The organism is Photorhabdus luminescens subsp. luminescens (assembly GCF_001083805.1).
GTDB classification, from domain to species: Bacteria; Pseudomonadota; Gammaproteobacteria; order Enterobacterales; family Enterobacteriaceae; genus Photorhabdus; species Photorhabdus luminescens.
On sequence record NZ_JXSK01000007.1, the window covers coordinates 1 to 20,314 of the forward strand.

General features: G+C 44.8%; 17 protein-coding genes and 2 pseudogenes. 14 read left to right on the top strand and 5 right to left on the bottom strand.

Features of this window, described 5'->3' with window-relative positions; genetic code table 11:
• The 9 genes and pseudogenes from TI10_RS26690 to TI10_RS24060 all read left to right on the top strand — a co-directional run.
• Nucleotides 1-3,237 (top strand): annotated as a pseudogene (locus tag TI10_RS26690) (CHC2 zinc finger domain-containing protein); the annotation flags it as partial.
• Nucleotides 3,224-4,324 carry a site-specific tyrosine recombinase XerC gene (xerC, locus tag TI10_RS15850; protein ID WP_049581113.1) on the top strand — a complete coding sequence of 367 codons (1,101 nt, stop codon included), beginning with the start codon at nucleotides 3,224-3,226 and terminating at the stop codon, nucleotides 4,322-4,324. The pseudogene TI10_RS26690 and the gene xerC, both read left to right, overlap by 14 nt.
• Nucleotides 4,325-4,534: 210 nt before the next feature.
• Nucleotides 4,535-4,732 carry a hypothetical protein gene (locus TI10_RS15855; protein WP_049581114.1) on the top strand — a complete coding sequence of 66 codons (198 nt, stop codon included), beginning with the start codon at nucleotides 4,535-4,537 and terminating at the stop codon, nucleotides 4,730-4,732.
• Between the two features lie 468 nt (nucleotides 4,733-5,200).
• Nucleotides 5,201-5,542 (top strand): hypothetical protein, encoded by a 342-nt coding sequence (locus TI10_RS15865; protein ID WP_053093460.1) that lies wholly within the window; start codon nucleotides 5,201-5,203, stop codon nucleotides 5,540-5,542.
• Nucleotides 5,543-5,652: 110 nt separating this feature from the next.
• A complete protein-coding gene (locus TI10_RS25170) occupies nucleotides 5,653-5,994 on the top strand; it encodes a hypothetical protein (RefSeq protein WP_053093461.1) in 342 nt (113 codons plus the stop codon).
• Between the two features lie 2 nt (nucleotides 5,995-5,996).
• A complete protein-coding gene (locus TI10_RS15875; RefSeq protein ID WP_049584387.1) occupies nucleotides 5,997-6,443 on the top strand; it encodes a hypothetical protein in 447 nt (148 codons plus the stop codon).
• A 223-nt stretch (nucleotides 6,444-6,666) separates the two neighbouring features.
• Nucleotides 6,667-7,461, top strand: coding sequence for a TNT domain-containing protein (locus TI10_RS24605; RefSeq protein WP_139180550.1), 795 nt, complete (start codon nucleotides 6,667-6,669; stop codon nucleotides 7,459-7,461).
• Complete coding sequence (locus tag TI10_RS15885; protein ID WP_049584389.1) at nucleotides 7,458-7,790, top strand: hypothetical protein; 333 nt, start codon at nucleotides 7,458-7,460, stop codon at nucleotides 7,788-7,790. The genes TI10_RS24605 and TI10_RS15885 overlap by 4 nt, the downstream gene beginning before the upstream one ends.
• A 36-nt stretch (nucleotides 7,791-7,826) precedes the next feature.
• A complete protein-coding gene (locus TI10_RS24060; RefSeq protein WP_244161624.1) occupies nucleotides 7,827-8,069 on the top strand; it encodes a hypothetical protein in 243 nt (80 codons plus the stop codon).
• A gap of 76 nt (nucleotides 8,070-8,145) precedes the next feature.
• On the opposite strand, the gene TI10_RS15890 is transcribed toward TI10_RS24060, so the two are convergent.
• Nucleotides 8,146-8,766, bottom strand: coding sequence for a hypothetical protein (locus tag TI10_RS15890; protein ID WP_049584390.1), 621 nt, complete (start codon nucleotides 8,764-8,766; stop codon nucleotides 8,146-8,148).
• A 140-nt stretch (nucleotides 8,767-8,906) separates the two neighbouring features.
• On the opposite strand from TI10_RS15890, the gene TI10_RS15895 reads away from it, so the two are divergent.
• The 4 genes and pseudogenes from TI10_RS15895 to TI10_RS26695 all read left to right on the top strand — a co-directional run.
• On the top strand, nucleotides 8,907-9,632 hold the full coding sequence (locus TI10_RS15895) for a Tm-1-like ATP-binding domain-containing protein (RefSeq protein WP_244161625.1): 726 nt from the start codon (nucleotides 8,907-8,909) through the stop codon (nucleotides 9,630-9,632).
• 475 nt (nucleotides 9,633-10,107) lie between these two features.
• A complete protein-coding gene (locus TI10_RS26385; RefSeq protein ID WP_279615328.1) occupies nucleotides 10,108-10,236 on the top strand; it encodes a hypothetical protein in 129 nt (42 codons plus the stop codon).
• Nucleotides 10,237-10,291: 55 nt separating this feature from the next.
• The gene (locus tag TI10_RS15905; RefSeq protein ID WP_049584392.1) at nucleotides 10,292-10,528 is read left to right on the top strand and encodes a helix-turn-helix domain-containing protein; all 237 of its coding nucleotides are present in this window, start codon (nucleotides 10,292-10,294) and stop codon (nucleotides 10,526-10,528) included.
• A gap of 1,385 nt (nucleotides 10,529-11,913) precedes the next feature.
• Nucleotides 11,914-12,311: pseudogene (locus TI10_RS26695) on the top strand (TraC family protein); the annotation flags it as partial.
• A 256-nt stretch (nucleotides 12,312-12,567) separates the two neighbouring features.
• On the opposite strand, the gene TI10_RS15920 reads toward TI10_RS26695, so the two are convergent.
• From TI10_RS15920 to TI10_RS15935, 4 genes are all read right to left on the bottom strand, one after another.
• A complete protein-coding gene (locus TI10_RS15920; protein WP_049584395.1) occupies nucleotides 12,568-13,347 on the bottom strand; it encodes an enoyl-CoA hydratase-related protein in 780 nt (259 codons plus the stop codon).
• Between the two features lie 3 nt (nucleotides 13,348-13,350).
• The gene (locus TI10_RS15925) at nucleotides 13,351-14,535 is read right to left on the bottom strand and encodes a hydroxymethylglutaryl-CoA synthase (protein WP_049584396.1); all 1,185 of its coding nucleotides are present in this window, start codon (nucleotides 14,533-14,535) and stop codon (nucleotides 13,351-13,353) included.
• A 360-nt stretch (nucleotides 14,536-14,895) separates the two neighbouring features.
• A complete protein-coding gene (locus TI10_RS15930; RefSeq protein WP_049584397.1) occupies nucleotides 14,896-15,204 on the bottom strand; it encodes a hypothetical protein in 309 nt (102 codons plus the stop codon).
• An 836-nt stretch (nucleotides 15,205-16,040) separates the two neighbouring features.
• Nucleotides 16,041-17,453 (bottom strand): ABC-F family ATP-binding cassette domain-containing protein, encoded by a 1,413-nt coding sequence (locus TI10_RS15935; protein WP_074525051.1) that lies wholly within the window; start codon nucleotides 17,451-17,453, stop codon nucleotides 16,041-16,043.
• Between the two features lie 1,472 nt (nucleotides 17,454-18,925).
• On the opposite strand from TI10_RS15935, the gene TI10_RS15940 reads away from it, so the two are divergent.
• Nucleotides 18,926-20,311, top strand: coding sequence for an MATE family efflux transporter (locus tag TI10_RS15940; protein ID WP_049584398.1), 1,386 nt, complete (start codon nucleotides 18,926-18,928; stop codon nucleotides 20,309-20,311).
• Nucleotides 20,312-20,314 lie beyond the last annotated feature (3 nt).

Consider the following 20,314-nt stretch of genomic DNA (forward strand, 5'->3'; position numbering starts at 1 on the left):
CGCGTAAGCAGGGCCGTCCGATGAAAAAACGCGGTGAGGATATGTGCTGCGCTGCCCGTTCCACAATGAGAAAACCCTCAATGGTCATCTCACCGGCCAAAAACCTCTATCACTGCTTTGGCTGTGGCGCCGCGGGGTCGGTGCTGGACTGGGTGATACAAACGGAAGGGGTGACGCTGAAAATTGCTATCCGCCGGCTGCGGGAACTGGCCGGGTTACCGGACATGGACAATGCCGTGTGGCGCTTCTTCTTTAGCCGCCCAGCCGGAATCACAGGCGGCCCCCCTGCCGCGCCCGAAACTGGCCGATCTGGACGATGACGGGCAGGCGCTGTTGCGCCAGGTGATTGATTTTTATCATCAGAATTTACTGGCGTCACCGGAAGCGAAAGAATGGCTGGAACGACGCGGACTCAATCATCCTGAACTGGTCAGTCACTTTAAGCTGGGGTACGCGGGCCATCACGGGAATCGGCGGTTCAGCGGGGTTATTGCCGTCCAAAAAGCAGTCAGGAAGGCCAGCAACTGCGTGACAAGCTATCGGTCTGGCGTGTTGCGTACGACCACCCGGCAGGATCACTTCCGGGCTGCGTCGTGGTGCCGGTGATCGGCTGGGCGAATCGGCCAGTGTAGCCAGCCGCGGGCGGGTGCTTGCAACTGTATGGCCGCCGAACCCAGCCGGATTACAAGGTGCTGAAAGACAGCCCGAAGCATCTGTACCTGCCGTCGCCACTGGCCGGGGTCTGGAACGAGGAAGCGATGAAAGCGGCTTCGGAAATCATCCTGTGCGAAGCACTGATCGATGCGATGACCTTCTGGTGCGCCGGGTTCCGCAACGTGATCGCCGCCTACGGCGTGAACGGTTTTAACCGCGATCACCTCGACGCCTTGCAGTATCACGGCGTGAAACGGGTGCTGATTGCCTTTGACCGGGACGAGGCCGGAGACCGTGGCGCGGCCAGTGTGGCGGCTGACTTACTGGAATCCGGCATTGAGGCGTGGCGGGTGCAGTTCCCGGGCATGGATGTCAATGACTATGCCGTCAAAAGTGGCAACGCCGAACATGCGCTGGGGCTGGCCCTGCAACAGGCGGTCTGGTTGGGACAGGGAACGGCACCAGGTGCAGTGTTCAGTCATGAGCGGCCCGTCTCGTCAGATATGACGGAAAAGCCTCACAATGCAGATGTGGCTAAACCGGCTGCCTTAGCCGCCCCACCAGAGCTGACTGTTGCCCCCGTGCCTTGTGAGCGCACGGCCTGCGGTGAACTGCTGATGAAAAGCGGGCCCCGGGTCTGGCGGATACGGGGGATGAAAAAATCGCCGGTGCCCGATGTGATGAAAGTCAATGTGCAGGTGCGGGATGAAACGTCCGGCCTGTTCCATGTGGATACACTGGACATGTATCACGCGCGGCATCGTCAGAACTACATCAGCACGGCGGCGCAAGAGCTGGAATGCGAGCTGTCGGTCATCAAACGCGAAGCCGGGCGGGTCTTGCTGATGCTGGAGCAGCAACAGGACGCGCAACAGCAGCCGACGCCGAAGCCTCAGGGACAACCGCAGTCACGGTCAGCGCAGAAGATGAAGCCGCCGCGCTGGCGTTGCTGACATCGCCAAACCTGACAGAACAGATTATCAACGACATGGCCGCCTGTGGCGTGGTCGGCGAATCGACCAATCTGCTGACCGGGTATCTGGCGGCGGTCTCGCGCAAACTGGATAAACCGCTGGCCGTGTTAATCCAGAGCAGCAGCGCGGCGGGAAATCCTCCCTGATGGACGCCGTGCTGAACCTGATGCCGGAAGAGGAGCGTATCCAGTACTCGGCGATGACCGGACAGAGCCTGTACTATCTGGGGGAAACCAGCCTGCAACACAAGATACTGGCTATCGCCGAAGAGGAAGGCGTGCGGCAGGCGGCCTATGCCCTGAAACTGTTACAGTCCGACGGCGAGCTGAAAATCGCCAGCACCGGCAAAAACGAACAGAGCGGCGAACTGGTGACGCGGAATACAAGGTGCAGGGACCGGTCATGCTGATGTTAACGACGACGGCCATTGATGTGGATGAAGAGCTGCTGAACCGCTGTCTGGTGCTGACGGTCAACGAATCGCGCGAGCAGACGCAGGCCATCCACGCGATGCAACGGCACCGTCAGACACTGGCAGGGTTGCTGGCTGACTCAGAGAAAGGTTATCTGACGCAGTTACACCAGAACGCCCAGCGCTTGTTAAGGCCGCTGAAAGTGGTCAATCCTTACGCCCATCAACTGACGTTCCTGTCAGACAAAACCCGGATGCGGCGCGACCATATGAAATACCTGACGCTGATACAGGCCATTGCCTTGCTGCGCCAGTATCAACGTGAAGTGAAGAAAACGACCCACCGCGGACAGGTCATCGAATATATCGAAATCACCCAAGACGACATTACCCTCGCCAACCGGCTGGCGCATGAGGTGCTGGGCGCACGCTGGATGAAATGCCGCCGCAGACGCGTAAGCTGTTACTGCTGATACAAGAGATGGTGAACGCACAAGCGCAAATCCAGCACTGCCAGCCAAACGAAGTGCGCTTTACCCGGCGGGATATCCGCGCCTTTACCCACTGGAGCGACAGCCAGCTCAAGAACCACTGTCAACGGCTGACGGAAATGGAATACCTGTTGTTGCATGGCGGCAGCCGGGGACACCTGCTGCATTATGAACTGCTGTGGGACGGGGAAGACAACGGCGCAGCCCACCTGTGCGGCCTGCTGGATGTCGGAGAACCGGACTCAGAAACCGCCGGCAGTGAACGCAAGTCTGACCCGGAAGGTCGCAAGTCTTCCCCAAGTCCGGGGCAAGTCTGGCCTGAGTCTGGGGAAGAAAAACCCGCATCAGCCCGGACAGCACAAGAGTCAGCGGGGGCACAAGTCCGGGCAGATGAAAACGCTATTATTAAGGAAAATAATCACAGAGACGCATTGCCCGTGCCCGACAGGGATAAAACATCGGAAGCCATCCCGACAGGTCATGAGAGCAAGTCTGACTTAAATGAACGCAAGTCTGCCTCAAGTCTGGGTCAAGTTAGGGTCAAGTCTGGGGTGAAAAAATCCCCATCAGGGCAGACAGAACAAGGGTTCAGCGTGCCACAAGTCGGGGTAACGGAAGACACAGTGATAAAAGGAAAAAAGAAAACGCGCCCTTGTCTGCGCCCGCCACTCAATCTCAACCGGAGGTCAATCATGGCAAACCGTAAACCGCGCAAAGGAAGTCTCCTGACCGTCGATGACGTCTACCGTCAGCCGGTGGGTCCAGCGCATGACCCAAAAAGCCTGTATGCGCTGCTGCTGCGCTTTGTGGCGTGGCGGCAGGAGCGGAACTGGTCGGAGACGACATTGAAAGTGCAGACCCATCATACTTACCGCTTTATCCTGTGGGCCACCGAACGGGGCCTGTACTCTGCCGCTGATATCACGCGGCCAATACTGGAACGTTACCAGCGCTACCTGTACCAGTACCGCAAGACCAACGGGGAGCCGCTGAGTATCCGCACCCAGCGCACGCAGTTGCAGCCGTTGCAGGTGTGGTTCAAATGGCTGACGAAACAGAACCTGATACTGGCGAACCCGGCAGCGGACATTGAATTGCCGCGGGAAGAAAAACGGCTGCCAAAATATATCCTGAGCATTGATGAAATCGAGCATATCCTGTCGCTGCCTGACCCGCATACGTTGCAGGGCGCACGCGACCGGGCATTGATGGAACTGCTCTGGTCAACGGGGATACGGCGCAGTGAAGCGGCCCGGCTCGATATCTACAGCATTGACGGGGCACGCAAAACGGTGACCATCCGGCAGGGCAAGGGCAATAAAGACCGGGTATTGCCCCTCGGCGAACGGGCCTTAAGCTGGCTCCAGTTCTATCAGCAACAGGTTCGCCCGCAACTGCTGGTCACCCCGGACCTTCAATCGCTGTTCGTGGCGATGGACGGTCTGGACGGGTTGCAACCGAACGGTATCACCCATGCCGTGAGCGGCTATATCCGGGCCGCCGGCATTGAGAAAAAAGGCGCCTGCCACCTGTTCCGGCACGCGATGGCAACCCAGATGCTGGAGAACGGGGCGGACCTGCGCTGGATACAGGCGATGTTAGGCCATGCCAGCGTGGAATCCACCCAGGTGTATACGCAGGTCTCTATCCGGGCCTTGCAGGTGGTACATGCCAGCACCCACCCGGCGGAGCAAATGGCCGACGAAAAAGTCAGCGACGCCGATGAGGTGGGTTTACTGGCCGACCTGTACGCCGAAGCTGACACGCCGCCAGACAGCCCGACGCCGACTTGACACCCCGATATCCGCTGACTGTCCGCCCGCCCCCGTTAAGCTGGGCGGGTTCGGTGTGGGGGCAGACCGTGGCCGGACTGCCCGTTGGCATCGGCGCACGCGGGGGTAAATAGTCGTCAGGCGGCTTAACCTCTGGCGTCCCCGTAGAGCCGGTCCAGGCCGCCCAACGCCTATTCAACATAATGCGAGGGAATTATACGCACTGCGCCGATGAGCAAAGGTAACAACCTGAGCATCCATGAGCGGCTTAATGCGTATAATTGGCATTATGTCTGGCGCCCCCGCGGGTTGGCATTGGCGGGTGTGGCGCACAAGGCTGGCGCCTTCTGCTGTCAGCATCTGAGCCGGCCATCGGCAACTCAGCGTGCTTCTTTAGCTGCCGCGTTATCGTCCAGTCAACACCCCTGAAGGCAGGTCGGCCTGCGGCCTCCGCTAATTTACCGCCCCCCGCCCCAACCCTGCTTCACTGGCTGCGCGCGGCTCACACTGCGCTGCGCTCCGTTGCTCGTTCCCGTGCTCGCCATCGCCGCCCCGTGCAGCCCCCCGGGGGGCTTCCCTGAACAAAACCGTGTGGTCATGCAAGGCTATGCGCAACCCGAAGCCACAGTGCCTCAGAGCGTCGCAGGGGCGCCGCTTGCGGGCTCTATGCCGCCCGCGCCCGCAGAACGGTCACCCGCCGCCCAAGCAAGTTGGGCGACGTTCGCCCGTTGCCGAAAAAGGGACTCCCCTGACAAGGGCACGGCGGGAAAAACCGGCCTTCGGAGGTGAAAAGCGCGTCAGGGAGTTTTGGGTTCGGCGGTGAACGGACATGGGAAAAAACGGGTTGTAACTGACTGATGGCATTAGGAAAATCGCTGTTCATCGGTGAGGTTCGCAATGGAATGCGTTGTTACTGACAATAATTTCTTGGGTAAACTGGTAACGGAAGGGTGTGCAATAGCTGCCCCATGCCGAGCCAAAGTAGCAGAGAAAGTTCTGGAGATAGGCGTTAAGGCGGGTATAACCGGAATAGTGGCAAAGGAAATTGCTGATAAGATTTCTTCAGAAGACTTAGACCATCTGATCATGCTTCAGATGATGGGAAATGATGAAATTACACAGAGTTACCTAAATACACTCGAGTTGCTAATCCAACTGATCTACCAACACATACCGGCGGTGATCAATCCGGTGATATCAGGAAATCTCCTAATCATACCGGTGGAAACCAACAGTTAGAGCCGGGTAGTATACCGAACCATACAGGCAATGAGGAAAATCGGTCTGGCATTGCACCAAATCATACCGGCAATACGGAAGGTAAGCCGGATGTAGGTGGTAATACGACGGTGACACCAATTCCTAATGGGCCAACGAAAGATGAGCTAATCTATTTATCTGATAGTAATGAATACGTCCCTAGCCCTAAACATGCTCCTGGAGGTTGGGGCACACCAATGGACTTAACTAATTCAAAAGCCCAAGAAGTTTTGAATAATTCTATTCAAGGTGGAAAGCAACGTTATGGTATAGCTGACGGAAAATTATATGAGTTTCAGCCAGACAATGCCGGTGGCTGGCATGGTTATCCAATATCTGGCAACGAAGCCCCTCCGAAAGTACTACGAGAATTTCTCTCTAGAGGTGATATCAGTAAGTCTGAGTATAATAAAATGATTAAAGGAAAATGATGATGTATAAATTAAGAATTGTATTGTTGGATGAAATATCATCATATGATGAAGGTAAGCTTATTAACCTTCTTTTATATAAAGATAAAGATAAATTTTCTATTTTTCATGGGAAAGTCAATGTGTCTGAGTTTATTTTATGGATGAAAGATAATGAATCTAATATCCGCTATGTTGATCTACCTGATCATAATTGTAGTATTGACTCTATTGCTTATTACATACATGAATTTTACGAAAAAATAGATGTGGATAATGAAAGTCTTATAGATATGATGTTCGAGTATCGAGCAAGCCATTGTTTTAAATTCGCTGCACGAGGTGTTAATTTCCCTGAAATATATATTGGAAAATCAGGTGAAAATTATGAATTATCCTTATATACAAATAAGGGAGAATGGCGATATTTGATTGATATTGATGATCTTTTCACCCATATACTACACTAATAAAGATCCCGTATTTATGAACTGCCCCCAAATGTTAGACAATCATCCGACATTTAAAAGGGGCAGTTCATTATGTTTGGTAAAAGTGGCTTATCAGGTTCAAAAATCGCGTCGGGACATTGTTGGTCGATATCAAACCATATGGGGGAATATTGTTATAAGCTTATGATTATTTGGTAGAAATATTTGTTCGCTGACTAGCTTCACAATGGAATGCGTTGTTGTGGACAATAATGCCCTTAGCATGGGAAATCTGTTTGGTTCCGAAGGTGCTAAACATTTTGAAGGCGCGGGTTCACTGGCTCAAAAAATGGTCCAGTCTGGGGCAACACCCGAAGAAATAAACGCAGCCTTAACTCACTACTTGAAAGGACAAGTCCCCGATGGTCAGGACCCGGCAAAAGGCTTGATTATTGCGTGGGGTAACTTTTTTGGTGTTCCGTTGGATGTCGTGTTATCAAATGATCAGATGACGCCACAGAAAGCGGCGGAAATTGTTGCCGGTGGGATACCCAACAGTGAAGCGAAACTGATACAGTTTGCGGCAGCAAAAGCGTATCTGTCTTTGAGTAAATATGTTACAAAAGAGCCTTCAACACAACTTCCCAATCGTGTTGCAGAAAAGAATACGCTTGCTGTGGATGAAGAGGCTGCCGGATGGTCTCAATATGGTAAATATCGAAATGAAAAAGGGGACTGGAACTGGCCCCCAAATAATGGCGCTATTTCAGGAAGTGTTTCACAAACAACCATCCCAAAAGGAACTATCCTCGATAGATTTGGATCTGAAAAAGGATATTTTGTATCACCTTCAGGAGTTCCTTATTCCGAGCGTTCGTTAGCTCCAGGAACAGCAGCATATCCGTCTGTTAAGTATGAAGTTATAAAACCTATCCCAGCAGAAAAAGGGACTATTGCTCCTGCATTTGGAGAGCCTGGTGGCGGTGTTCAATATAAATTGAATGATACGATAGAAGAATTGATCAAGAACAAATATATCAAGAAGGTTGAACAATGAGATTAGAACGTGATTTGGCTGAAAATATTTTGGCAAAAGTTGTTAATATGAAATTACCTCTTGATGAAATATTTCATGAAATAAATAGGTTACTCTCTGAGCATGGAGTGATGGATGATGTCTATGCTCTTAATCAACCAGATATAGATGACAAATATTGCTTGCATTTAGAGGAAGGTCTCTGGGTAGCGTATTATTCAGAAAGAGGAGGAAGACATGGGCTATGCATTTTCTGTAATTACCATGACGCAGTTAGATATTTTATCTGGAATTTATTACGTAATATTTTGCCTGATATACAGTGGGAAAAAATAAATATTTATGGATAGTCTTTGAGCTAGAAACTTATCCACCTTGCAATTCATGTGGACAATAATCACTTAAGCGTTGACCAGAATCGCTCAAGGAGTGAGGAACTGGTCAACTGTCAGGGAGATAGCAGTTGTCGTGCGACGGTCAGGGATAAATATCGGCAGGAATATGACAAGGTCCAAGAGCGGATAACAACTTGTTCAAAAACTGACCATCGCGCAACTGTTGCCAAAGAGCTACGGGCATTGCAAGGTAAGATGACCGGAGCACTACATAACCTCTCACAAAATGCATAGGCCCATACACCAAAAAAACTTTTACCGGGCCTCATGCCCGGTTCTTTACCTTAATGTTAAAAAAATGGTCTTCTGATTATTTTAGCTCCTCATTAATGGCCTGCCGAACAATCAACTTTGCGGCCCAACTCGTTAAGTTAATGATTTCATCATTTTCTAAACCAAAAGTATCTTTCAGAATAGTCATAGCCTCTGTACCATATAAAACGGAAATCAACATAATAATCTTATGTATTGTATCATCTTTAAGCTGACCTTTTAGAGGCGCTAACGCCGTAGAAAGTGTCTCTTTACGGTTACTTTTTTTCTTCAAAACGGGTCGTTCGGGGTTACCTTCACCTGATAAAGATTCCTGCCAGCGTAACTGAGAAATGCGTAAAGCATCCCTCATCAGCGCCTCATTGGCTTCTATTTCTTCATAGCCCCATCTTAATAATTTCTCAATATTTTCCTCTGCATCATTGCCCATAGGGGGGATAACGAATGATCCAATGACTTGTTTTACAACATACTCTACAAAATCACTATGGGTTGAAAAGTAGCTGCGCAACGTGACTTTCGCATATTCAGCTTCATTAGCAATCTCTTCAGGAGACGGAAATTTTTTTTCACGATATAACTTCAGCGCTGAATGAGTGATACGTTCCAGGGTACGACGCCGGACTGGCGACAGCTTTTCTTCATCAAACAGAATCATTTAAACCCCTTAAAATTTTAACCGTATAGCATTAATAATAAAAAATATCACTAATGATAAAAAGTAACTTGCATGTTGTAAAATATTACAATAGGTTTACATTCGTCTTTGAACTGGGTATGTCACATGGGGTGAACACTATGATGCGATTTGTGGTTGTCGTTGGCACAGCAGACACAAAACAGGACGAACTGGTCTGGTTGAAATGTTGTTCACACCTCGCCAGAGTCGATTCAATCATCATTGATGTGTCTACATCAATTCCTGGGAAAAATCATCAGAATAAAAAGGTAGATATTCACTCACTTCAGGTGGCTGAATATCATCCTGCTGGCGCTGATCCCGTTTTTTGTGGCGTACGGAATAAAGCGATAACAGCGATGTCTGTCGCCCTCACGAATTTCCTGAACAGTTCAATCGACGATATTGCGGGGGTGATTGGTATCGGCGGCTCAGGCGGAACAGTGCTGATTACTCCGGCTATGCAAAGCCTGCCTATCGGTTTGCCTAAAATCATGGTATCCACTATGGCGTCAGGGAATATCTCAGCCTACATTAGGGCCTGCGATATCACCATGCTTTATACGGTAACCGATCTCAACGGACTAAACCGTATTTCTCGTTCAGTCTTTTCTAATGCAGCAAACATGATGACGGACTCTGCCAATTATTTTACACCATTGGCTGATATTCATAAACCCGCTTTAGAGTTGACGGTGTTTGGTATAACGACTCCTTGCATTGATCAGACTAACATTAAAGATTATTTGGTTGTTGTTCAGATTATTGCCCGCGAATTAAGTTTGATCGTTGAACCTAACTTAATAAAAAATAAAGCATGGAAACAAGCTGAACGCATTTTTTAATATGAAATCCCTTTAATGAAATTTACGATTTTTTGTTCTAATTAAAATAGAAATAAAAAATTATCTTTACTGTTGATCATCAATTAAATAAAAGTATCCATGCAACAATAAGGGTTTTAATGATTTGATATGTCAGATAACCAGAAAGAAATTTTAAATCGGCTCAGGCGAGATCCATTGATGAAACCATCGGAATTAGCCGATATTCTTGGGATTGGGCGTTCATGCAATTCAGAGCATAAAGATATTGTTCACTTTGAACAAAGATGCTCAGCTTTAGTCTTGTCCTTAAAATTCATCAATAGTCCCAGCTTATCTCATAATAAAGTGAAAAATTTTTTGGAATCAAAATGAAAATTATTTTGGCAGGGTAATAACGCAAAACATTACTTGCAACAGTAATGGTCATTAATGACAAAGACGTTTTTTAGTAATAGTAATTTGATAAATAACTAGGAATCATGGTCCTGTGTTCATGGACACTGGTAAGAAATTTTTCGCCTATGTGTCTGTTATTCGCCTTTTCACAGCGGTTCTGGCGGAAGAGGTTTTGGTTTTGGTTTTGGTTTTGGTTTTGGTTTTGCTTGCCGGAAATGAACACTGATTCATGCATCCTATTTAAATAGCCACCATAAATCAATTAGGGGAAGTAAACAGAGATGATAACGACTCAAAATGACTGGCATCCGGCAGATATTATTGCTGCATTGCGTAAACGCGGCACAACACTTGCCGCATTATCAAGGGAATCGGGACTAAGTCCATCGACACTATCTAATGCATTAATACGCCGATGGCCTAAAGGGGAAAGGATTATTGCGGACAGACTAGGAGTACATCCTTCAGAAATTTGGCCCAGTCGATATTTTAACAAGAATGAGGATTCCATTAAGTAAAATTTTCAAAATTATTTGAATAACAGAACTAATGATAATAGTCGATATGCTATCCAGTTCTAATTTAAATCCACTATTATTTTTGTGTATTCAGAGGGACACTATAAAAACAGGTTTCATTAGATCAATGATATGCATATATCAGTTCTGGCAACTTCTTTATATGAGGTGATCCTTGAAAAAGTAGCTAAAGAATGTTTATAACCCTTATCGGGTCTTATTACATTGGAGTGTGATATAAATCAAGAAATTTGTCGTCCTCTTGTCGCGTACAATGAGGAAAAAGATGCTGATGTTATTAATAATCCAGGGTTGGTTAAAACCCTTTTAAGAGTTTATATGAGAAAATTTTAAATATAATTTAAGCGCTACCTTTGAACCTTTATTTATATATCTTAATCAAGGTCGGTAGCGCTTTCTTTGGTAATGACTCTGACTTATTGATAATGATTAATATTCAAATTCCCCCGCTACCCCCATATACTCAGTCAGTTATAAACAATTTTTCCAGTGCGGCTTGATACTCAGTCAACAACGTCTTGGAGCGCTTTTTTAGTCCGAGAGGCCACGTGCTAAAAATATGAGTGATACCAAGCTTGGGCTATATACCAGCTTCCGGAGGAAACTGTCCAGAAATTGGGGAACAGTTCACTTGGGGGCTGCATAGAGCAAAGGTAACGAATATGGAGCTTGCGATTGAGAACCGCCCGCAGCCAGTGTAACAAAGTACGGGAGTAATAAACGGTGGTCAGACTGCTGGCCTGCCTTCTACTAAATTAAGCTAAGAGATTCTGGTAATCTTTTGACACACTCATACGCTTCACTAGTATAATTATTTGATACATTTTGGAAGAATCCAATTACCTCTTGCTTCTTATCATCGTTAAGTAGCTGAAGTTCAGCTGCCATTTGTTCCATTATTTCTATTACTGAATCCAGATTAAACAGTTCTTCACTTGTAAACTCTAAAAGTATGGCAAGATCAGTAATGATCTTTACAAACCTAATATTACTATTCTTTGATAAATTTTACCTCTATGTTTTTGACCCCAAGCTCATTGAACATTTTTTGTGCTCTATTCGCTTGAGTTTGATCAGATACTTCGCAACGTTTTGTCATACCATTACGCTTTAACACATCTGATTGCCGTAATGCCTTATCTTTAGTTTTTCAGGTTGTCACAACAGATATTTTTCTGTCTACCATAACAGGTGAAAGTCCCTTCCGGATGAGAACTAGCCACTTACAGGGTCCTTTAGCTATGCGCGACTGTGGGTAACTTCTGTCGTGAAATGTTAGCGAAGGCACTCACAGGCTAGGTATTGAGCCACGAAATCGGTAAATCGGAGGTAGAGATGCAGTTAAGCTAAGCAGAAACCTATATGGTGAGCAGGTTCATCACTGGTTACTGCGGTTATTCAATCCCGAACCTGATTGGATTAATAAAGCGACGCTATATCGGTAAGCCCGTTACGCTGTATGGCAGACAGGTGAATTGCGTCCGGATAATGACTTCACTGAAACCTTGTGGTTTACCCCTCCACGTTCTGATGTGGAAAACGGTGTCTGGTGGTTTGACACACCCACCGGGCGGTGCCGGTTGAACGGCTGAATCGTCCACTGGCGCCGGGAACATTGACCGGTGAAATGGCACGGGGTGAACATATTAATGCACTGGTGGATGTATTATCCTCAGGTACCATTGTTTCATTGGCCGTTGTCATGCAGGCACAGGATACACTGGAACGGGATTTTGACCGGTTATCAAAAAATGCTGCTGGACTAGTAGCGTTAGGTTTAGCTGAATTGTGCAGGCTGATGAGAAAAGCTGGTGATGCAATTGAACAGATTCTGCATTGGTCATACTGGTAATGGCGACACCAGTACTATGCTCAATATCAATAATGTCATTATTATCTCAGGGGAAAAGTCTCCACTCAATGGAATAACTACGGCTGTAGTATTAGCCTTTTTTAAAAGTGAAGAGAAGAGTTGCACTCCTACATAATTTAATGTAGAAAAATGCAACTCATACTTTCTAGCTCCAGGGGGGAGGACGTTTCTCAAGGAAAGCTCGTAATCCCATTTGACCTTCGGAAGAAGTACGAGTTTCAGACATGAGCTGAATATTGGTTTGTTGTTCGTTATGCAAACCATCCTGTGTGCTCAATCGAGTGAGCATGGACTTGATCTTTCGTGATGCATGTGGAGCGGTTTTTTGTATCAATTTTATCCAGTTGTCTCGGAGTTCGTCCAAATTGGACTCGGAAGCTTGCTGGTGCACTAGACCCAATTCTATGGCTTGTTGAACATCGAAGACTTCTGCCGTGAGCATATAGCGACGGGCTTGGCGCAAACCGATGGCTCTTGCCACATATGGGCTTATTATGGCAGGTACTAGTCCCAGAAGTGCTTCGCTAAAAGAAAAGCGAGTGTCTTTCAAGGCCAGAACATAGTCAGCACAGCTGAGTAGTCCCAGAGCCCCCCCAAATACCGCACCTTTGGCAATCATCAAGACTGGTACGGGGAACTCGTTGAGTTGTTGTAGTAGTCTTTCCAAAAGTCTAGCATCGAGAATGTTTTCCTCTGTGCTGAAGTTCAGGCTTCGTTTCAGCCAATGAATGTCTGCTCCTGTACAGAAATGTTTACCTGTGCTTTGGATGAGAAGTGCCCGTAAATTTGGATTGCTGGCTAATTGCTGTAGGTAATCACTGAATTCTTTCATCAACGTTTCGTTAAGTGCATTGCCTCGTTCAGGTTTATTTAATGTTAGGCATGCTATCTGATTAGTCATCCACTCTAATCGTATTCTTTGCATAGTTTAATTTTCCTTCTGTGATTGCTGGGAGTTTGCATATTGTCGGCAGTGGTTTTTAGAACCGCTGAAGCGATATCGTCCGCAAGTTAATTGTGGCAATTCATAGGAACTAATTTGAGGATCTATATCCTGATAAAACCACTCGAAATATTGTTCATGATTTAGTTCATGACGATTCTGTAGTAAGCGGTGGTGTTCAGTTTTTCGTAGGTGTGTACTGTAGCCTTTGACTACACTGGCGGAAAAAAATTCACCGACGCTACCTGAACCATAACTGAACAAACCAATATTTTGTTCGGAGAGGTCTTCAGTACTATTCTCCAGAAGTGAGAGTAGTGCTATGTAAAGAGAGGCTGTATAGCAGTTCCCAATGTCACGTCCATAGATTTGACTGGTTGTGTAGCTTTGTGGACCAATATCCTTCGCAGCTTTCGGTTCAATGGCTTCGAAGATTGAGAAAGCTTTTTGTGCCATTTTAGTGAATGGCAGGTGGAAGCATAGATGACGTAAAGATGATAGAGGTAGCCCACCATCTAGGCGGTAATTTTGCCAGGTTTGTTTTAGAGATTCTAAATACATTTCGATGGATAATTTTCCATTAACAAAAGCCATCTTATGTTGGTTTGGACGCCAGAAGTCCATCACATCGAAACTGTAACGTCCCTGATACGGATGAATATCGAGGATGCGGGGTGAGTGACTGACAATCATGGCAATAGCGCCCGCTCCTTGGGTGCATTCAGCATCTGTGTTAGGTTGGTAACAAGATATATCACTAGCAATTACTAATATTCGTTCATTGGGGCGCTGGTTGACTAGAGCACAGGCCATTTGTAGTCCCGCAGTAGCCCCATAGCAGGCTTGTTTGAGTTCTATAACTCGGCAGTTGCCTCGTAGGTTAAGTATGCCGTGGATAAAAAGACCTGCTGACTTTGACTGGTCAACACCGCTTTCGGTTGCAATGATAATAGTTGATATCGACTCTATTACCAATGGTGTAAGAAGTGGTTCTGCAGCATTTGCAGCCATACTAACTATATCTTCGTCAGGGGACGGTACTGCCATTTTTTCTTGACCAATGCCAAGTAAGTATTTGTTGGGGTCAATATTGTGGACCTTTGCCAGCGTTGCAAGGGGAAGGAAGAATCCAGGAACATAAAGACTTATATCATCAATTCCTATTCTCATAGTTTCTCCAGTTGTATTCTTTTTTGTGGTTCCGCTGTAGTTAGTACATAAAAATTGTCGTATCAGTCGGTTGCGGATATCGCAACCGTTAAATTTTAATAATAGCTTGTAGAAGTACTTTGGTTTGACATTCTCCTCTCATAAAGTAGAAGGTGATTTTAATATATTGATTATATTGGATATTTTTTGTATTTAATGACACAGTGAAGATCCATACCCCCAACGACGATTTATCCAACAATCTTTTAAGCAAAGGGAATAGCTACATTTCTGGCTGAATCGAGATAGATTTCAGTGTAGCTGAAGTGTACTGCAATATGGGAATTTATTTTTAAAATGGAAAAAATGGTGGAACGGGCATTACTGAATTACACTATTTGCGTTAAGGCTAAATAAAATAGCTGTTCTAAATAAAGGGTAAGCATTATACATATGCCTTAACGTTGCACAGATACCTACGATAATACCGTATTGGTTGTTATCCATTGTCTGAGGATCAAGGTAGAAACATCCTTTGAGTTTGTTATCCCAGTGCATAAAACCACTTTCCGGGTCAGTCGTGCTGACTTTTGTGTCTTTATATTTTTGCGTTTTTAGCAGCGTTAAGTTTTTTCCGACCATTTCCCGGTTTTCATTAATCATCAATCGCTGTATTAAGAAGGTCAACATGAGTGCCGGGTTTTATATTATCCGGGGAACATCCATAAACCTTATGTGGGATGTTACTGGCTTTGAAATGGGTACTGTCAGTATTGAGGGCTTACACCCCCACTGGACCTTTGCTCAGCAATATTATCAAAAAACTGCGGGAAAGACCTCACTGTCATTGAAACGATAAAGCGTTACAAGGGTAGAAGCATCAAGTACTTTTTCTGTCAGCTCAGACGTAAGAATCAGCAGTAAGCTTCATTGACTTGCATTTCCTGTACTAGATATACTTAATTTCGATATCAAATAAATAGCTCAGTAGCCTTGTCTTAATCAGAATCACGAATGAACCAAAATGAATGGAGAAGTCAATTTTACAAACCTAGCTGATCTTTTGGCATCAATTCGTCGAGATTGACCTATTTCGAGCTGATATTGTAGTGAGAAGTGCTTTCTTAATATGCGAGTCTTATATTAGAACTAAAGCGTCGACTAGAAGTATAGCACTTTGTCGTTAGTCTGATTCTTCCATTTATTTTAGTTTATTATTTCTTAATAATTCTATCTGTGAATCAGATCTAATATCGTTGAACTGGGATATTATATTTTGATTTTATTGGAGTATTAGACATTTTTCAGAGTTTCCTTGGGAATCTATCGGGCTTCAGGAATAATTGATACACCACTACATCATTTTTATTTAGTCAGTCCAAGAGTGTTATGACCTAAGAAAAACAGGAACGATTCACAATCACTCTCTAAATGCATATCTTCACAGCAAATTTATATCTGATTGTGTCCAGGTTGAAACACAACATCGGGAATAGAAGATATAGAGAGGGTTTTTCTCTGTGCATTTACTGGTATACCGCATCAATGACATAACTTTTTGTAATTCTAACTTTTTTTAAAAATTCTATGTCATGGGAAATGAGGATTAAAGTGCCAGGATAGGCTTGAAGAATATCTATTACATGCTGTCGTATGGTTATGTCAAGGTTGTTAGTCAGTTCATCAAGAATCAACAACGGCGGAGCTTTGGCAGCAATGCAAGCCAGTGACAAACGTGCTTTCTCCCCTCCTGAAAGCACAGAAACTTGGGATTGAACAAGCTCGTTTTGCCGAAATAGGAAATTGCTGAGGTGGTTGCGTAATTCTGGCTGACTCCAATTTGGGACAACATTCATCAACGCTTGCAGCACCGTATGGTTAGGATTGAGATTAGCATAGTGTTGATCCAAATAGCCAATGTCTCGGGGTTGAGGTATCAGCCAATCACCACTACGTATAATTTCCGGATCTCCAAGAATCGCACGTGCTAATGTAGATTTACCACTACCATTGCAGCCTTTCAGCGCTAAACGTTCGCCTTGTGCAAGACTAAAATTAATATTTTCAAACAGTAATTTTTCATATCCTACTGCGCCATTCGTAACCTGCAAAACAGTTTGCTTTGATCTTACAACTGCTGGTAAATGAAAACGTGGCGTGACAACTTTGACAGGATTCAACTGAGACAATTGCTCCAATAATTCTTTACGGTGTTCCGTAATTTCAGCTTGTTTGCGTCCGGCTGTTGAGCTACCTCTACTAAGTTTAGTTGGAGACTTTACTGTGGCCCATTTTCGGTTTTGGATACTTTTGATACCACGTTGACGCGCATGGCTTGCACGCTCATTCTCCTTCATTAATGCCTTATGGGTGTCTTTTCTGGCGCGCTTAATAGTTGTCAATTGTTTTTCCAACATTTTCCTCTGGAGATCTTGCTCTGCAATATAGTCCATATATCGGCCAGAAAATACTTCAATACGCCCATCTCGGATATGCCAAATAGTATCGCATACCTCATTCATTAAAGTTTCATCATGAGTAACTAGCACGATACTGATATTGTTATGTGATCTCTGCAACATGCGAGATAACGAGCGGCGATTACCATCATCAAGATGATTAGTTGGTTCATCTAACAATAATACATCGGATGCATTGGCCATTGCCTGACTTAATGCCTGATTTACACGTTGTCCTCCACTTAAGCCATCTTTGTCCCCATGCTCCTGAGCAACATAACCAATATTAAGTTCCAAATCTGTAATGACTTTTCCTTCACTTGGCTCCAAGCTGCCATATAAAATTCGTAAGAGTGACGACTTACCACAGCCATTGTCTCCGACAATCGCAATACGTTGCCCCCTTTTGATAATGGCATTAAATTCAGAGAAGCAGATTTTATGGGGAAAAGAAACACCAAGATCATGTAGTTGAATCATATATATGAATGCTCCCAGTAATAAGTAAAAAGTGGTAGGATCGCCCGACCTACAGAACACCAAACAGAGGAGCTGGAGCTAGAATCAAGGCATTCCGCAAAATGGATAGAAAAACGATCAGCACTTATCCGTCATCACATGTACAGTAATGTTTATGCCCATTACAACCTTTAGGCACACATAAAAGCCGAAAACCACACTTACTACTACTTTTATAATATGTTATGACCTGACGGCAATAACATTAGATGCTATATATTAGCAAAAACTATTTCGTGTTGTTTGTCACATTACGCTATCGTGAGTCAACTGCCACCCAGCCATCTAACCAAGCGAACTCAATTAGCAATAGTAATTTAATTTGGTTTTAGGGCCAGACCTCACATTTTTAATGTGGTTACTATGGGTAAAAATAACGCTTTACATACTCAATAAACATAAAGAGAAATATCAAAACCTATTAATAAAATTATATTGAATATGCGAAATTATCAATGTCTGTATGGCAATTGATTTTTATACAAAATAGAATCCCTCCCTGAGTTTGGTTTTGATACAAGCAATTCTACCTCATATATATTGTTGTCCAACAGACTGAAGTCTGCATGCAATATTGATAGTACCAACTGCAGCAATCCCCGATATTCTGACAGTTCAGATAGTGTGAAACCATCACATACAGAAGATTCACCTATTAGACGGACAGGTATTTGGAGCAGTAGCATGCCATTTTAAAAGCCAGTAAAGCTTTAACCATTGGATAAGCAGCTTACATCAACTCAATTTACAACAGGAAGATACTCGGTAGTGATTTCCTGGCGTGTGATCGACCATGAAAGTCTTGAGTAACGGTTCTGAATTCAGAAATAGCCGTCATTTTGCCAATTACCTAGGGTAGGCTCCCAAAGAGCACGGTGGTGGAAAATCAACTTATTGGGTATCACAACACGTTATCCACGGTGACCATTCAGTCATTTATCGGGTGAGTAAAATACCGGATGACCGATGTAACAGGTTATAACATGGGCTGAAAGGCCCCATATCCTGTAAAGGAGTGAACTTTGTGAACTATTCATCTTTTCCAAGCTATTGAAATAGTGAGGGCAAAAAATGCGGATAATCATCGGGACTCTCTGAAATCGAATATATGTTTGTAACTATACTGTCAGTAAAAAAATCATTACTTGTATTGGGTTATTGTCTATGTACTCTATTTAGAGGAATTTATTTATGGTTTTTTGGGATAGAGGATTCATAGTTTAGGATTTAGGGCGATCGGCTAGTAGGAGCATTTTAATCGGACGGCGTACCACTGTTGAGGTTTCAGAATTTATTATCAAGAAATGGTTGGGCCTGCGTAGCAAATATAGTCGAATAGTGGTGTAGTATGAGTTTCCCCTTGATGGATGCGAATTCAGTCGTAGTTCGTTACTTGGAGCAAATAATTAAAATGTGATGAATTAGGAGTAAGTATGCAAACAAAGAATAATTTTTTTTACTTTAAGGAAATTGTGAAACTAGCTACACCAATTTTAAGTGTACGCATTCTCTATATCGCTGTGGGTTTTATCGGTATGTTGTTTATTGCTCATCTTGGCAAGCAAGAGTTGGCTGCTAGTGCACTAGTAGCTGCATTGAGTAGCACTATAATGGTTGTTACCATGTCGCCGTTGCTAGCGGTCGGTATCACTGTTAGTCGTTGTTATGGACAGTATAAGCTTCGCGAAATTGGCATGGAAATCCGGCAGGCTTGGTTAATTAGTATTGTTCTCGGTGTTATTAGTTCGTTGGTCTTCTGGAACTTAACGAAATTGCTAGTATGGATGCATCAGCCTATTGAGTTAGTGCCGCTGATTGATCCTTATTTTCGCGCAATGGCATGGAGTGTAATTCCTTCTTTACTATTGGCAAGTTGTCATCAGATGTTTTTTCCTATTAAGAAAGGATATCTTGTCGTGGTATTAAGCGCACTGAATTTGGGTTTCACGATATTGCTTGGCTATGCTTTAATTTATGGTTACGCTGGTTTGCCTACATTGGGCATGGCTGGCTGGGCCTATGGTATATCAATTGCTAACTGGACTCTCGCGATTGGTGTTTTTATTTATTTATACTTTGCTAAAAGTTTTACTAATTACCATTTGTTTGATTTCAGGGTACTATGGGATCCAGCACGATTGGTGGCTTTTTTTCACATTGGTTTTCCTATTACAATACAGTTTGCCAGCGAACTACTGATTTTTAGTGCGATTAACATTATGGTCGGTTGGCTCGGTGTGGGTGCTTTGAGTGTTCAACAGATATTGATCCAGTGTTCCACCGTTGCTCTAATGATTCCTATGGGAATAGGACAGGCTTGTACGATTTTGGTCAGTTATACGGTTGGCAATGGTGAATATAATCTGATAAAGAAGATTGGTCATGTCGGTCTGGTGCTGGTACTCAGCTGCATGATAGCTATCGCAATTGTATATTTGCTAAATCCACTTGCTATTATCGGTTTGTATATCAATCTGGGGGCAGAGGAAAATGCGGCCCTTATAGGGATGGCGAAGGTCATGCTGGCTATCGTTGCTTTTTCTCAAATTGCTGATGCTGTGCGTAACTTACTGATGGCAGTATTACGTGGTTTGAGAGACGTCTGGTATCCGATGTGGGTTAATATGGGATTGCTCTGGATATTCGGCTTTCCTTTTTCTTATTTGCTAGCTTTTCCTTTAAAACAAGGCCAGCAAGGTATTAATCTTGGCCTCCTTATTACATTTTTACTCGGGGCAATTCTGATGATGGTGCGGTTTTTTCGTAAAACTGCCGATGTGGCGCATAGCAAAATACCTGGCAAATCGTTTAATAATTAACCT